Annotated in this window: 14 protein-coding genes and 1 pseudogene; 11 read left to right on the forward strand and 4 right to left on the reverse strand. The window is 58.5% G+C overall.

The window, feature by feature from the left end:
* Positions 1 to 166: 166 nt before the first annotated feature.
* From IB250_RS09405 to IB250_RS09420, 4 genes are all read left to right on the forward strand, one after another.
* A complete protein-coding gene (locus IB250_RS09405; protein WP_192343894.1) occupies positions 167 to 634 on the forward strand; it encodes a PA2169 family four-helix-bundle protein in 468 nt (155 codons plus the stop codon).
* Between the two features lie 157 nt (positions 635 to 791).
* Complete coding sequence (locus IB250_RS09410; RefSeq protein WP_192343895.1) at positions 792 to 2780, forward strand: FUSC family protein; 1989 nt, start codon at positions 792 to 794, stop codon at positions 2778 to 2780.
* Complete coding sequence (locus IB250_RS09415; protein ID WP_008069143.1) at positions 2767 to 2973, forward strand: DUF1656 domain-containing protein; 207 nt, start codon at positions 2767 to 2769, stop codon at positions 2971 to 2973. Before IB250_RS09410 ends, IB250_RS09415 begins: the two co-directional genes overlap by 14 nt.
* An 11-nt stretch (positions 2974 to 2984) precedes the next feature.
* The gene (locus tag IB250_RS09420) at positions 2985 to 3845 is read left to right on the forward strand and encodes an HlyD family secretion protein (protein ID WP_063341287.1); all 861 of its coding nucleotides are present in this window, start codon (positions 2985 to 2987) and stop codon (positions 3843 to 3845) included.
* An 83-nt stretch (positions 3846 to 3928) separates the two neighbouring features.
* Here IB250_RS09420 and IB250_RS09425 read toward each other — a convergent pair whose 3' ends face one another.
* Positions 3929 to 4399, reverse strand: coding sequence for a MaoC family dehydratase (locus IB250_RS09425; RefSeq protein WP_007902410.1), 471 nt, complete (start codon positions 4397 to 4399; stop codon positions 3929 to 3931).
* 43 nt (positions 4400 to 4442) lie between these two features.
* The gene (locus tag IB250_RS09430; protein WP_192343896.1) at positions 4443 to 5387 is read right to left on the reverse strand and encodes an alpha/beta hydrolase; all 945 of its coding nucleotides are present in this window, start codon (positions 5385 to 5387) and stop codon (positions 4443 to 4445) included.
* 257 nt (positions 5388 to 5644) lie between these two features.
* Between IB250_RS09430 and fadD2 the strand changes: the two genes are divergently transcribed.
* Both fadD2 and fadD1 read left to right on the forward strand, forming a co-directional pair.
* Positions 5645 to 7333: a long-chain-fatty-acid--CoA ligase FadD2 gene (gene fadD2, locus IB250_RS09435; RefSeq protein WP_192343897.1), complete on the forward strand. Its 1689-nt coding sequence runs from the start codon at positions 5645 to 5647 to the stop codon at positions 7331 to 7333.
* Between the two features lie 383 nt (positions 7334 to 7716).
* Complete coding sequence (gene fadD1, locus IB250_RS09440) at positions 7717 to 9417, forward strand: long-chain-fatty-acid--CoA ligase FadD1 (protein WP_192343898.1); 1701 nt, start codon at positions 7717 to 7719, stop codon at positions 9415 to 9417.
* 171 nt (positions 9418 to 9588) lie between these two features.
* On the opposite strand, the gene IB250_RS09445 is transcribed toward fadD1, so the two are convergent.
* Positions 9589 to 9966 carry a hypothetical protein gene (locus IB250_RS09445; RefSeq protein WP_192343899.1) on the reverse strand — a complete coding sequence of 126 codons (378 nt, stop codon included), beginning with the start codon at positions 9964 to 9966 and terminating at the stop codon, positions 9589 to 9591.
* Between the two features lie 191 nt (positions 9967 to 10157).
* On the opposite strand from IB250_RS09445, the gene IB250_RS09450 reads away from it, so the two are divergent.
* The 3 genes from IB250_RS09450 (at position 10158) to def (ending at position 12002) form a co-directional block, all read left to right on the forward strand.
* Positions 10158 to 10349 (forward strand): CsbD family protein, encoded by a 192-nt coding sequence (locus tag IB250_RS09450; protein ID WP_192343900.1) that lies wholly within the window; start codon positions 10158 to 10160, stop codon positions 10347 to 10349.
* Between the two features lie 172 nt (positions 10350 to 10521).
* Positions 10522 to 11466: a YihY/virulence factor BrkB family protein gene (locus IB250_RS09455; RefSeq protein ID WP_192343901.1), complete on the forward strand. Its 945-nt coding sequence runs from the start codon at positions 10522 to 10524 to the stop codon at positions 11464 to 11466.
* Positions 11463 to 12002 (forward strand): peptide deformylase, encoded by a 540-nt coding sequence (gene def, locus IB250_RS09460; protein ID WP_008069131.1) that lies wholly within the window; start codon positions 11463 to 11465, stop codon positions 12000 to 12002. The genes IB250_RS09455 and def overlap by 4 nt, the downstream gene beginning before the upstream one ends.
* A 138-nt stretch (positions 12003 to 12140) precedes the next feature.
* On the opposite strand, the gene IB250_RS09465 is transcribed toward def, so the two are convergent.
* Positions 12141 to 12557 carry a GNAT family N-acetyltransferase gene (locus tag IB250_RS09465; protein ID WP_192343902.1) on the reverse strand — a complete coding sequence of 139 codons (417 nt, stop codon included), beginning with the start codon at positions 12555 to 12557 and terminating at the stop codon, positions 12141 to 12143.
* 342 nt (positions 12558 to 12899) lie between these two features.
* Here IB250_RS09465 and IB250_RS09470 point away from each other — a divergent pair.
* Together IB250_RS09470 and IB250_RS09475 are read left to right on the forward strand one after the other, a co-directional pair.
* Positions 12900 to 13842, forward strand: a pseudogene (locus IB250_RS09470) (fatty acid desaturase).
* 138 nt (positions 13843 to 13980) lie between these two features.
* Positions 13981 to 14772 carry a phosphate/phosphite/phosphonate ABC transporter substrate-binding protein gene (locus IB250_RS09475; protein WP_192343903.1) on the forward strand — a complete coding sequence of 264 codons (792 nt, stop codon included), beginning with the start codon at positions 13981 to 13983 and terminating at the stop codon, positions 14770 to 14772.
* The last annotated feature ends 132 nt before the right edge of the window (positions 14773 to 14904 follow it).

Raw genomic sequence — 14904 nt, forward strand, 5'->3', positions numbered from 1 at the left:
GGCATTCTGCATGCAGGCCAAATGACAGATCATGCAAAAAAAGCGGATACAGATTCCTCGTTAAAACCTAACCAATTGAAATATAAGTAAAAAGTTATCAATTCAAAGCTGGCATGCAGGCTGCAACTACTTATTGCATCTTTCATCAACCGCAAGGAATTGAAAAATGACCGACATTAATAAAGAAGCGATCTCTGTACTCAACGACCTGATTGAAACCAGTAAAGACGGTCAGGAAGGGTTCAAGACTTGCGCTGAAGACATCAAGCATCCAGAACTTAAGAACCTGTTCATACAGCGCTCCGCCGACTGCGCTGCTGCCGCTGCCGAGCTGCAGGCTGCCGTGCGTTCCCTGGGCGGTGATCCGGAAACCTCCACCAGTGTCAGCGGCGATCTGCACCGTCGCTGGGTCGATGTGAAGGCGATGTTCACCGGCAAGGATGAAGAGGCGGTGCTGAACGAAGCCGAACGCGGTGAAGACCACGCGCTGAAGGCGTACAAGGAAGCGCTGGAAAAAATCAACAAAGACAACCTGGTGAGCATTCGTGACATCGTTGAACGCCAGTATCACGGCGTGCAACGCAACCACGATCAGGTGAAAGCCCTGCGTAACCAGGCTCGCGCACGCTCATAAGCGTTCGTTATCTGTCAAAAACGCCAGCCAGTCTGGCGTTTTTTTATGTTCGGGATTTAACACTGGACGGGATATAGATAGCTAGCTAATAATTTGTCATTCAAATCATCTCGCCTAACCGGGCTATCGTTAAACCGTCCTTTCAAGAGTGTCCTACGTGCCTATCACTTTGCAGGCCTTGTTCGCGCCTGACCGCCGCGCCTTGCAGTTCGCGATCAAGACTTTGATCGGCGGCGGCCTGGCACTGTGGCTGGCGTTGCGCTGGGGGCTGGAGCAACCGTCGTGGGCGTTGATGACGGCATTTATCGTCGCCCAACCGTTGTCCGGGATGGTGGTGCACAAGGGTTTGGCACGGCTGTTGGGTACGCTGGTCGGGACGATCATGTCGGTGGTGTTCATGGGCCTGTTCGCTCAGACGCCCTGGCTGTTTTTGCTGGCGTTGGCGTTGTGGCTCGGGCTGTGTACGGCGAGTTCGACCTTGCTGCGCAGCGCCTGGTCCTATTCCTTTGTGTTGGCCGGTTACACGGTGGCGATCATCGCATTGCCGGCCATTGCCCATCCGCTGACGGTGTTCGATCAAGCCGTGGCGCGCTGCACGGAAATCTGCCTGGGCATTCTCTGCGCCACCGCTGCCAGTGCGTTGCTCTGGCCATTGCGGGTCGAACGGCAACTGGCGGACCAGGCGCGAGCTGCCTGGCAAAGCGGCATGAATGCCGCGCGTGCGACATTGGCCGGCGACGCTCAGGCGCGTAAAGGCTTACTGGAAATACTCGGGAAAATCGTCGCGGTCGATGCCCAGCGCGAGCATGCCTGGTTTGAAGGTAGCCTCGGTCGGCAACGAGCGCGGGCCATCAGCGGTTTGAGTCAGAAGCTGTTGATGCTGTTGCGCATCGCCCGTTCGGTACGCCGTCAATGGAATCAATTGGAACTGCTCGAAGCCGAGCAACTGATGCCATGGATGACCGAGGTTCAAGAAGCGATTGGCGCTTGTGATACCGCCCAGTTGCAAGCCTTGCGCCCCAGATTGCTCGACGCCTCCCACGATGCACGCATCAGTGCTGCGCAAAGTTACTGTCTGGCCCGTTTCACTTTGTTGCTCGATACCGCCATGGCGGCCTGTACTGCATTGAAAGCGGTGCAGGAGGGGCGTGAAACGGCCGACCCGCCGAGAACCCTTACGCCGCATCGCGACCTGTCATTGGCGCTGGTCTTTGGCGCGCGCAGTGCACTGGCGTTTCTGGTGGTGTCGGGTTTCTGGCTGGCGACGGCATGGCCTGCGGCGTCGGGCGCTCTGGTGCTGACGTGTGTGGTGTGCAGTCTGTTTGCCAGCCGCGAGAATGGGGCGCAAATCGGCATGAGCTTTCTGCGCGGCATCCTGCTGGCGATTCCATCGGCGTTTATCGTCGGGCAGATTCTGCTGCCGCAATGGAGCGGGTTTGCGCTGCTGTGCATGGGCATGGGCGTGCCGCTGTTTCTCGGCGCGCTGGGCATGGCCAAACCGCAGATCGGCGCCACGGCCACGTCCTTCTGTCTGCACTTTATTGTGCTGGTTTCGCCGCTGAACACGATGAAGTTCGATGTCGCGAATTTCTTCAATAGCGCTCAGGCCATGTTGATCGGTGTCGGCGCTGCCGTATTGGCGTTTCACTTGCTGATCATGCGTAACCCGACATGGCATGGCCGACGCTTACTGGCGGCGACCCTCGCCGATCTGGTGCGCCTCACCCGACGCAATCTGCGCGGCGCCGAAAGCTGGTTCGGCGGGCGCATGGCCGACCGTTTGCTGCAACTGGCGCGGCATTATCCCGAGTTGCCGGAGCCGGCGCGCAGCCGCTGGGATGACGGCTTGCTCGGCCTGGACATCGGCGATGAGTTGCTGCATTTGCGCTTGAGTCTGGCGGCCGCACAGGTGCCGGTCAGTGCGCCCCAGCGGCGTTATCTCGAGCAACTGGAAAAAGTCCTCGGGCAAGGCCCGGCCGGCAATCGCGCCGAGGCGCTGGCGCAACCCAGCGAAGCGTTATTGAAAACCTTGTACGCGTTACCGCCCAGCGACGCGGTGAAACTCGCCCAGGGCGCTGTGCTGCAATTGCAAAGCAGCTGGCGTGCCTGGTGTCACCAACAGGAGCAAAGCCATGGGCTTGCGTGAGTGGTCGGTGGGCGGCGTGCTGCTCAGTCCGTTTCTGATTGATGTGTTGCTGGCGTTGCTGGTGACCGGAGCGTTGCGCATGGTATTGCGCCTGACCCCGGTCGGCCGCTGGATCTGGCACGAAGCATTGTTTGATTGCGCCTTGTACGTCTGTGTATTGACTCTGATCACCGTCGTACTCGGGCCTTTATAAAGGAGTTGAATATGCGTACATCCGTACGTGTCGCGATAACCCTGAGCCTGACGGCGCTGGCGATTTTTGCCGGCTTCCATCTGTGGCAGTACTACATGTTGACGCCCTGGACTCGCGACGCGCGGATCCGCGCCGACGTCGTAGTCATCGCCCCCGACGTGTCTGGCTGGGTGCGAGAGCTCAAGGCTTTCGATAACCAACAGGTCAAGGCTGGCGATGTGTTGCTGAGTATCGACCGTGATCGTTTCGAAGCCGCGCTGGAGAAGGCGCAAGCGGTGGTGCAGACCCGTCAGCAGCAACTCGGTTTGCGTGAACACGAAGCCAGCCGCCGTGCCAGTCTCGGGCCGCAGGCGATCAGTGCCGAACTGCGCGAGAACGCGCAAATCAATGCGGGCATCGCCCGGGGCGAACTGCGCGAGGCTCAGGCTGAAGCCAAGGTCGCGCAACTCAACCTGACCCGCAGCGAGGTGCATGCGCCGCGCAGCGGTCACGTCACCAACCTGCGTCTGGCCCAGGGTAATTACGTGAATGCCGGGCAACCGGTGATGGCGTTGATCGACGATTCGACCTTTTATGTGCAGGCGTATTTCGAAGAAACCAAACTGCCGCGAATTCGCGTCGGCGATCCGGTCAAAGTCTGGCTCATGAGCGCCGGGGAGGCGTTGCAGGGGCACGTCGAAAGCATCAGTCGCGGGATTACCGACCGCAATACCACGCCCGATGGGCAGTTGCTGGCCGAGGTGGAACCGACGTTTAACTGGGTACGCCTGGCGCAGCGGATTCCGGTGCGGATCAAGCTCGACACGTTGCCTGAAGGGATCAGTTTGAGCGCGGGGATGACGGCGAGTGTGCAGGTGCAGGAGGGACGGTAAGATCAAAAGATCGCAGCCTTCGCAGCACCTACACCGATCTCTGTAGGAGCTGCCGAATGCTGCGATCTTTTGGGGCTTGTAAATCAGCCGATGCTGATCGCCGGCAACGTCGGCAACGTCACGGTCTGTTGCTTGCGCGGCGCCAGAATCTCTGCCTCGCCATCCACGACCAACTCATCGCGCTGGTTGAACACCCGAGTGGCGATACGTACACGAAACTTCGGCAGTTTCTCGAGAATTTCCAGGCGCACAGTCAGCGTGTCGCCAATTTTCACCGGCTTTTGAAAGCTCATCGTCTGACCGATATAAATCGTCCCCGGCCCAGGCAACTCGCAAGCCACCGCCGCGCTGATCAACGCGCCGCTGAACATGCCGTGGGCGATACGCTCCTTGAACATGCTGGCGGCGGCGAACTCGGCGTCCAGGTGCACCGGGTTGTGGTCGCCGGACATCGCGGCGAACAACTGAATGTCGCGCTCTTCGACGGTCTTGCTGTAGCTGGCGGTCTGGCCGACTTCAAGGGCTTCGTAAGGCGTGTTGGTAACCTGGGTCATCTGTCTCGATTCCTGTGACGAATTAAAAAAAATCCACAAAAAACTATTCGGTTCTGGGTGGCCGGCGAGCGCTCAAGTCCTGGGCGATCCAGTTCAGCACATCGGCAGTCACTTCATCGCGATTGATTTCATTGAACAGTTCATGCCGGGCCTGCGGGTAAATAGTCAGCTGCAGGTTCTGGCAGCCAGCGTCGCGCAGGGCGTGGGCCAGATCTTTCAGACGTTTGCCTTCGCTCACCGGATCACATTCGCCGCCGATCACCAGCAGCGGCAGGCCCGGATCGATCTGGGCGAGATTGGACGCTTTGCTGATTTGCTGCAAGCCGCCGAGCAAATCGATCCACAATTGATTGGTGCAGCGAAAGCCGCAGAGCGGGTCATTGGCGTATTTGTCGACTTCGGCCGGGTCGCGGCTCAGCCAGTCGAACGGCGTGCGCGCCGGTTTGAATTTCTTGTTGAATGAGCCGAACGACAGCCATTCGATCAGCGCACTGAGCCCCTTGGGCCCTTGGCGCAGGCGTTCGAGGCGAGCAATCTGTCGCGCTGCGCGATAGAGCGTTACGGGCTGGAAGTTCGAGCCGCTGAGAATCGCCCCGTGCAGGCTGGCGCTGTGGTGCAGCAAATAGGCCTGGGCGATGTAGCTGCCCATGCTGTGGCCGAGCAACACGATCGGCACGCCGGGATGCTGTTGGCCGATATGTTGGTTGAGGCTGGCCAGGTCGCCGACCACTTTGCACCAGCCATCATCATCGGCGAAATGGCCCAAGGTGCCGTTTTCGGCAGTTTTGCCATGTCCACGCAGGTCGGGCGCATAAACGCCGTAATCCTGATCACAGCATGCTTGCGCCAGACGGGCGTAACGGCCGCTGTGTTCCGCCATGCCGTGGGCCAGCAGGATCACCGCCTTGAGCGGCGCGGCCGGCAGCCACTGGTTGACGAAGAGGCGGCTGCGGTCACTCGCGGTCAGCCAGAAGGTGTCGTGGATCATGGCGATTCCTTTGCGTTGGGCTGCATGAGGCTGCCGGGTGGGAAACAGCCTCGATGCATTGTATAGCGCATCCCGTCGCCTACTGTCTGATCAGGCCACGGCGGGGCAGCAAGATTCACGCGATCAATGACGACCGTGCGCATATTTGCCTGATTCGTTATAGCTGCTAGTGTCCGGGAAGCACCGCTTTTTCGCTTCCTGTTTTTGAGAAAGGACGGAGCGGCCCCGGATAGGCTCAGGTAAAGAGGACAAGAACAATGCAACCTGATTTCTGGAATGACAAGCGCCCGGCCGGCGTGCCCCTGGATATTGATCTTGGAGCCTATAAGTCGGTGATCGAGGTGTTCGAGCGTTCCTGCAAGAAATTTGCCGACCGCCCGGCGTTCAGTAACATGGGCGTGACCCTGACCTACGCCGAACTGGAACGCTACAGCGCCGCGTTTGCCGGGTACCTGCAAGCCCACACCGACCTGGTGCCGGGGGATCGCATCGCGGTGCAGATGCCCAACGTCCTGCATTACCCGATTGCCGTGTTCGGTGCCTTGCGCGCCGGGCTGATCGTGGTCAATACCAACCCGCTGTACACTGCGCGGGAGATGCGTCATCAGTTCAAGGACTCCGGTGCCCGGGCGCTGGTTTACCTGAACGTGTTCGGACAGAAGGTCCAGGAAGTGCTGCCCGACACCGACATTCAGTACCTGATCGAAGCGAAGATGGGCGACTTGATGCCCACCGCCAAGGGTTGGCTGGTCAATACCCTGGTGAGCAAAGTCAAGAAAATGGTCCCGGACTATTCCTTGCCGCAGGCCATTTCCTTCAAGAGCGCGCTGCGTCTGGGCCGGGGCCTGGGCATCAAACCGCTGAAGGTCGGCCTCGACGACATCGCCGTGCTGCAATACACCGGCGGCACCACCGGGCTGGCCAAGGGCGCCATGCTGAGCCACGGCAACCTGGTGGCGAACATGCAGCAGGCGCGGGCGTGTCTGGGGCAATTCGGCGCCGACGGTCAGCCGCTGCTGCGCGAAGGGCAGGAAGTGATGATTGCGCCGCTGCCGCTGTACCATATCTATGCCTTCACGGCGAACTGCATGTGCATGATGGTGACCGGCAACCACAACGTGCTGATCACCAATCCACGGGACATTGGTAACTTCATCAAGGAACTGAAGAACTGGCGGTTTTCGGCGCTGCTGGGGCTCAACACGCTGTTCGTCGCGCTGATGGACCACCCCGACTTCAAGACCCTGGATTTCTCCAGCCTCAAGCTCACCAACTCCGGCGGCACCGCGCTGGTCAAGGCCACGGCCGAGCGCTGGGAGCAGCTCACCGGTTGCCGCATCACCGAAGGTTACGGCCTGACCGAAACCTCGCCGGTGGCCTGCACCAACCCTTATGGCGACAAGTCGCGCATCGGCACGGTCGGCCTGCCGGTGCCAGGCACAACCCTGAAAGTGATCAACGATGAAGGCGTCGAGCAACCGCTGGGTGAGCGTGGCGAACTGTGCATCAAGGGCCCGCAGATCATGAAGGGCTACTGGCAGAAACCCGAAGCCACCGCCGAAGTGCTGGACGCCGACGGCTGGTTCAAGTCCGGCGACATTGCGGTGATCGACCCTGACGGTTTCGTGCGCATCGTCGATCGCAAGAAAGACATGATCATCGTCTCGGGCTTCAACGTGTACCCCAACGAGATCGAAGACGTGGTGATGGCTCACCCGAAAGTCGCCAACTGCGCGGTGATCGGCGTGCCGGACGAGCGTTCGGGGGAGGCGGTGAAGTTGTTTGTGGTGGCCCGTGAATCAGGTGTCAGCCTTGAAGAGCTGAAGGCCTACTGCAAGGAAAACTTCACGGCGTACAAAGTCCCCAAGCACATTGTCTTGCGAGAGTCGTTGCCGATGACGCCGGTGGGCAAGATTCTGCGGCGGGAGTTGCGAGAGATCGCCTGATCGTTGAATGGCCGCGCTTTGCGCGGATCGCGGGCAAGCCACGCTCCCACACGTTCAGTTTGTGCACAAAGAATGTGTACGACGCGGACCTTGTGGGAGCGGGCTTGCCCGCGATGCTTTTAAGGGGTTGAAGCCCCTATTTCAAAGGCTTTCAAGGTGCTATAGAATTTTTGCTCTAAAAGTGACTATTGATTAGTCAAGAGTCAAAAATGTGACTATGGAGGCCGTTTTTGGCTCTAGTCGGCCCTTGGCAAAGCTGCTACTCTCGGCGCGCTTTGTGACTTCTCGGCCTTGTTAAAAGCCAGACTCACCAATAATCAAACACCAATAATAATCGCATCAAATGCGGTATTTGAATTCGCGTTGCTGAGGAGTGGGCTTCCATGATCGAAGACTTTTGGAAGGATAAGTACCCAGCTGGAATTGCTGCCGAGATCAATCCAGACGAGTATCCGAATATTCAGGCAGTGTTGAAGCAATCCTGCCAACGCTTCGCTGACAAACCGGCATTCAGCAATCTGGGCAAGACAATCACCTACGGTGAGCTGTACGAATTGTCCGGTGCCTTTGCCGCTTACCTGCAACAGCATACCGATTTGCAACCAGGCGATCGAATCGCCGTGCAACTCCCCAACGTGCTCCAGTACCCGGTCGCCGTTTTCGGTGCCATCCGTGCCGGGCTGATCGTGGTTAATACCAACCCGTTGTACACCGCGCGGGAAATGGAACACCAATTCAACGATTCCGGTGCCAAAGCCCTGGTCTGCCTGGCCAACATGGCGCATCTGGCCCAGACCGTCGTGCCGAAAACCGGCGTCAAGCATGTGATCGTCACTGAAGTGGCCGACCTGCTGCCGCCGCTCAAGCGTCTGCTGGTCAACAGCGTCATCAAGTATGTGAAGAAGATGGTCCCGGCGTATCACTTGCCCAAGGCCATCAAATTCAATGACGTGCTGCGCAAGGGCCATGGCCAGCCAGTGGCGGAAGCCAACCCGACCAGCAGCGACGTTGCCGTGCTGCAATACACCGGTGGCACTACCGGCGTGGCCAAGGGGGCGATGCTGACCCATCGCAATCTGGTGGCGAACATGCTGCAGTGCAAAGCGCTGATGGGTTCCAACCTCAATGAAGGTTGCGAGATCCTGATCACCCCGCTGCCGCTGTACCACATCTATGCGTTCACCTTTCATTGCATGGCGATGATGCTGATCGGCAACCACAACATCCTGATCAGCAACCCGCGCGACCTGACGGCGATGGTCAAGGAACTGTCGAAGTGGAAGTTCAGCGGTTTCGTCGGCCTGAACACGCTGTTCGTCGCGCTGTGCAACAACGAAGCGTTCCGCAAGCTGGATTTCTCCAGCCTGAAAATCACCCTGTCCGGCGGCATGGCGTTGCAACTGGCCGCGGCCGAACGCTGGAAAGAGGTTACCGGTTGCCCGATCTGCGAAGGTTACGGCATGACCGAAACCAGCCCGGTGGCCACGGTGAACCCGAGCCAGAACATCCAGATCGGCACCATCGGTATTCCGGTGCCATCGACGCTGTGCAAAGTCATCGACGATGCCGGTGTTGAACAGCCGTTGGGCGCCATCGGTGAACTGTGTGTGAAAGGTCCGCAAGTCATGAAGGGCTACTGGCAGCGTCAGGATGCCACCGATGAAATACTCGACAGCGAAGGCTGGTTGAAGACCGGTGACATCGCGCTGATCCAGCCTGACGGTTACATGCGCATTGTCGATCGCAAGAAAGACATGATCCTGGTGTCTGGTTTCAACGTGTATCCCAATGAGCTTGAAGACGTGCTGGCGACTTTGCCGGGCGTGCTGCAATGCGCGGCCATTGGTGTGCCGGACGAGAAGTCGGGCGAGGCGATCAAGATCTTTATCGTCGCCAAACCGGGTGTGACCCTGACCAAGGACCAGGTGATGGAGCACATGCGCGCCAACGTCACCGGCTACAAAGTGCCGAAAGCCGTGGAATTTCGCGACGCGCTGCCGACCACCAACGTCGGCAAGATCCTGCGCCGCGAGCTGCGCGACGAAGAGCTGAAGAAGCTTGGCGTGAAGAAAGTCAGCGCCTAGTCAGACAAAAGCCCCGCAGATGCGGGGCTTCTTGTTCTGGCCGGGACATTTTCAGCGCCTGTCAGGCCGCCTTCGCGAGCAAGCCCGCTCCCACATTTGATCGCATTCCTTCTGAAGGAACTCGGTTAAATGTGGGAGCGGGCTTGCTCGCGAAGCTTTTAGCTTTTGCTGTTACTGGCGGAACTGCGCGAAATCAACGTTGGTACCGGCCGGGCGCATGTCCTGCAGGTAGGAGTCCTTGTCGGCGCTCAGTTCCAGGCTCAGGGCTGCCTTGCGCTTGCCTTGGTTGCGCACCACCAGGCCTTCGAGTTTCTCGCGCAGGAACACCGTCGGCACTTTAAGGTGCAGCAGTTCGTCGGTATCCGGGGTGTGCATCAGCAAGTGAATCCATTCGTACTGACCAACGGCCAGGCGCGCGACCGGAATATCGAACCAGAAGATATTGCGGTTGCGGTTCAATTCGGTGAAATGGCAATTGTTGACGCCAAGCACAGCACCGCCGAGTTCCTGGTTTCTGCGGGCAATGGCCTGCTTTTTATCGAGTTTCATAACGTTCCTACGGGATTGGATCTTCAGCGCCATGGCCTGAATACGTTGCGCATTCTCGGGGCAAAGGCTGCAAACATAAAGCCCAACCTGCGAAATGTCCGGTTAATAAATAAATGAAACTCCGGGCAAAGGCCCCCGGTCAATCCTTGTGTAACTACTTTCCCCATTGAAATGTTCGCAGGAGAAATACCATGGGCAGCACTGGCGATAAAGTTAAAGGCATGGCAAACGAAGCGGCCGGCAACGTCAAGCAAGGCGTCGGCAAGGCCACCGGCAACGAAAAACTGCGCTCCGAAGGCGTGGCGCAGGAGAGGAAAGGCGAAACCCAGCAAGCGATCGGCAAAGCCAAGGATGCTCTCAAAAAAGGCATCGATAAGGCGTAATCCGGCATTTGACGAGTAACAGAAACGGCCATCCGAAGATGGCCGTTTTTGTGTTGGATAGGCGAGATATACCCTGTGATTGTTTCAAAGTCGCCAAGTAGGCTACTTTGTTGTAGAAAACGGCCCCTGAGTCGCCATGACTTCAACCTTTTTGCGGCGAAAGGAGACGCTAATGTTTTTTCCGACCATGAAAGGTTTGCCCCTGCATCGGGTGATGATGCGTACGGTCACCGAATTCGTCGACGACGAGATGTCGACCTATGCCTCGGCGCTGGCCTATCAAATGCTGTTCTCGCTGTTCCCTTTTATCCTGTTTCTGATCGCCCTGATCGGTTTTCTGCATTTGCCGGACTTCTTTTCCTGGCTGCGCCTGCAATCAGAGCTGGTTCTGCCACCCCAGGCGCTGGAGCAGGTGAACCCGGTGATCGACCAGCTCCAGCAATCCAAGGGCGGCTTGCTCTCGGTGGGTATCGTGATCGCCCTGTGGACCGCGTCCGCCGGTGTGCGGCTGATGATGAGTGCGATGAACGCCGCGTATGACGTGGTTGAAGGCCGTCCGGTCTGGAAACGTTTTCCACTGTCGATTTTCTACACCATCGGCATCGCCGGCATGTTGCTGATTGCTGCCGCCCTGATGGTGCTCGGGCCGCAGGTGATGGGTTGGATTGCCTCGCAAGTGGGCCTCGAAGATTTTATCGTGACCCTGTGGACCATCGTTCGCTGGCCGGTGATCGTGGTTCTGTTGATGATGGCGGTGGCGCTGATTTACTACGTCATGCCTGACGTCAAACAAGAGTTTCGCTTTATCACCCCGGGTGCGGTGTTGTCCGTGGTGGTCTGGATCATCGCTTCGCTGGGCTTTGGTCTCTATGTCAAAACCTTCGCCAATTACAACGCCATGTATGGCAGTATCGGCGCGATCATCGTGTTGCTGCTGTACTTCTATATTTCCGCTGCCGTGCTGTTGCTCGGCGCGGAAATGAACGCGGTGATCGAGCACATGTCATCCGAAAGCAAGAAACACGGCGAAAACGTGCCCGACGAACCCAAACACCACGTTTCGGGACTGGGACGGGACCACTCAATCAAGACGACCACTGACGAAGCCCTGAAATGATCCGTGAAATTCTGAAAATGGGCGATGAACGCCTGCTGCGCATTGCCCCACCGGTGCCGACAGAAATGTTCGACAGCCCTGAGTTGTGGCAATTGATCGACGACATGTTCCAGACCATGGAAAGTGTCGGCGGAGTCGGCCTGGCCGCGCCCCAGATCGGTGTCGACCTGCAACTGGTGATCTTTGGTTTCGAACACAGCGAACGCTACCCGGACGCCGAAGCGGTGCCGCAGACGATTCTGATCAATCCGCTGATCACGCCATTGAGCCCGACCCTCGAAGAAGGTTTCGAAGGCTGCCTGTCGGTGCCGGGCCTGCGGGGTGCGGTGGATCGTTATCAGCAGATTCGTTATGAAGGCTTCGATCCCAAGGGCGAGCCGATCGTGCGCATTGCCTCGGGATTTCATGCGCGGGTGGTGCAGCATGAATGCGATCACCTGATCGGCCGGTTATACCCGTCGCGCATCAGTGATTTCAGCAAATTCGGCTTTACCGAGGTGATGTTCCCGGATCTGGACCCAGCGGCGGACGACTGAGATCGTCCTTCGAATCCAACACAAAATCAATGTGGGAGCGGGCTTGCTCGCGAAGGGGCCGGCACATCCGACATCTCTGTCGACTGACACACCGCTTTCGCGAGCAAGCCCGCTCCCACATTTAATCTTTACAAGTCTCTAGTGCTTCGGTTCCAGCCCCATCGCAATCATCGGTTTGCTCCGCGCATAACGGCTCAACCGTTCAGCCATGGCGTAGGGCAGGGGCGGGTCGAAGGTAAAACCGCGACGTTCATAAAAACCACGCAGATCCGGATGGCAGAACAACCAGACGGGTTCTTCGAGGTGCTTGATGGCGTGGGCGATCAACGTCGCGGCGATCCCTTGCTCGCGACAGCGCGGGTCGACGAACAACCCGGTCAGCCAATGCCCGCCGGCCACTGGCCGCAAACATAACGCCGCAATGATCTCATCGCGTTTTGCGACCCACAGCCGAGCGTCGCGGACTGCTTTCATCGACGATTGGTGGGCGCGGTAAAACTTGTTCATCAACGGCCATAACGGCTCGTCGAGCAAGGTGTACTGGGTGTTGGGCATGGGCCTGGACTTTCAGTGCGCAAAGCGGGTGATTATAAAAGAACGCTGGCGCCGCGATAGGTGTATACCTGATCTCACGTCCCGTATGAGTGGAGTATGTATCATGGCCAAAGGCATGGATTCAAAGAAAGCGGCAAAGAAGAAACCGGCGAAAACCGCCGATGAAAAACGTGCGGACAAGAAGGCCAAGAAGGTGGGCGTGTTCGGCCACTGATCCCGCGTCAACGGAGCCCGAGTCCTCGGGCTCCTTGTTTTTCAGGCCTATCGAAATAACCAGATAATCTGCAAGAAATCCCTGCGCCATTGCACAGAGGGGGACTGGTTCCCGATCTGAGCAAAGCCATGCCCCATTATTTTGATGCTGCCCACCGTGAAGAAATCGAAACCCTGCGCCAACGCTTGACCGCTCGCACCGAGTGGCCGACCTGGCTGCTGTTGATCGGCGTGTACGTCGGCTGGTTCAGCATTGTCCTGGGCAGCGCCCAATTGGGGCTTTGGTGGAGCACGTTGTTGCTGATTCCACTGATGGTGTTGTGGTTGTCGGTGCAGCACGAATTGCTGCACGGCCATCCCACCCGTTGGCAAACGCTGAACAAAGTCCTCGGTTATGCGCCGTTCGCGGTCTGGTATCCCTACACCTTAGTACCGCGACAGCCATTTGCTGCATCACCGCGACGAAGACTTGACCGTCCCCGGTCGCGACCCGGAAAGCCGTTACCTGAGCGCAGAACAATGGCAGCGCCGTTCACCATTCGAACAAGGCCTGCTCTGGCTGAACAAAACCGTGCTCGGGCGCTTTGTCCTCGGTGCGCCACTGGCCTTGCTCGCGCTGGCCCGGGAAGAGCTGCAACGGCTAAAAACGGGTGAGCGCCAGACCTGGTTGATGTGGTTGACCCACGGCGCGCTGACGCTGCTGATGCTGACGTTCATCGCCCGCTATAGCGTGCTGCCGGTCTGGCATTACCTGTTGCTGATCAGCGTGCCGGCGGTGTCGATTGCGATGATCCGCTCTTACTATGAACACCGTCCCCACGTGCAACCCGAGCACCGCACCGTCATCAACGAAGCGGCATGGCCGTGGCGCTGGCTGTTCCTGAACCTCAACCTGCACCTGGTGCACCACGACTTGCCGGGCCTGCCCTGGTACGACCTGCCGCGGGCCTATCGCACGCGCCGCGAGCAATGGCAGGCGCGCAGTGGCGGATTTCTGGTGCAGGGTTATGTTCAGTTGATCCGACAGCATGGGATCAAGGCAATTGACAGTCCGCGGCATCCGTTTAGTTGATGCATGGCCACCATTGAACCCTGTAGGAGCGGGCTTGCCCGCGATTGCTATTTCACATCCAACACACCTGGTGACTGGTCCGGCGCTATCGCGGGCAAGCCCGCTCCCACAGGGTTATTTGTTGCCTAGAGGGTTTCAATGACACAACACCTCGCTGAATTACTGATGTACATCGCCCCCGAGCCGATCCGCCAGGCCAACGAGCGTTGGCTGGCGCGGATTCTCGAACAGCTCGGCAGCACTCGCCTCGATGCCGAAGGGCTGTCGCTGATGGACCTTTGGCTGTCCCCGCACCTGCTGCTGACCCAGACCTGCGGCTATCCCTTGATGACGGCTTTACGCGGTCGCGTCCGGGTTATCGGTCGTCCTCGTTACGAACTCCCGGACAGCAACGGTGGTAACCATTGCAGCCTGTTATTGACTCGCGCCGATGATCCTCGATGTAGCTTGTCGGCCTTGCGAGGCAGTCGTGGTGTGATCAACGGCGAAGACTCCAACAGCGGGATGAACCTATTGCGTCACCGATTGGCACCGTTGCAGCGCGACGGAGAATTTTTTGCCACCGTCGCCATCAGCGGCAGCCACCGCGAAAGTCTGCGTTGGCTGCGTGATGAGCTGGCAGACCTGGTCGCCATCGACAGCGTGACTTTCGCTTATCTCGCGCAATATGCGCAGGCCGAGGTCGAAGGCCTGCGCGTGTTGGCGCGCACGGCGTTCAGCCCGACGCTGCCCTACATCGCGGCCGCTGGCACCACCGATGAACAGGCTGAACAGCTTCGACGGGTGATGAACACGTCATTGCATGAGTTGCCCGATGTCGCGGAAATCCTCGGCCTGCAAGAAGTGCTGCCGGCTACCGAAAGCGACTATCAAGTCATTCTCGATTATCAGCAGGAGGCCGAAGCGCTGGGGTACGGGCGGTTGCGATGAGGCTTGAGGCTTGTGCCGACAGTTCCGTCAATCGCGGGCAAGCCACGCTCCCACTGATTTCGGGTGGACTTGTGGGAGCGTGGCTTACCCGCGATAGCGATGTATCAGGCGCCGCTTATTTAAATTCACTTA

The sequence above is a fragment of the Pseudomonas sp. PDM09 genome (genome assembly GCF_014852305.1).
Lineage (GTDB): Bacteria > Pseudomonadota > Gammaproteobacteria > Pseudomonadales > Pseudomonadaceae > Aquipseudomonas.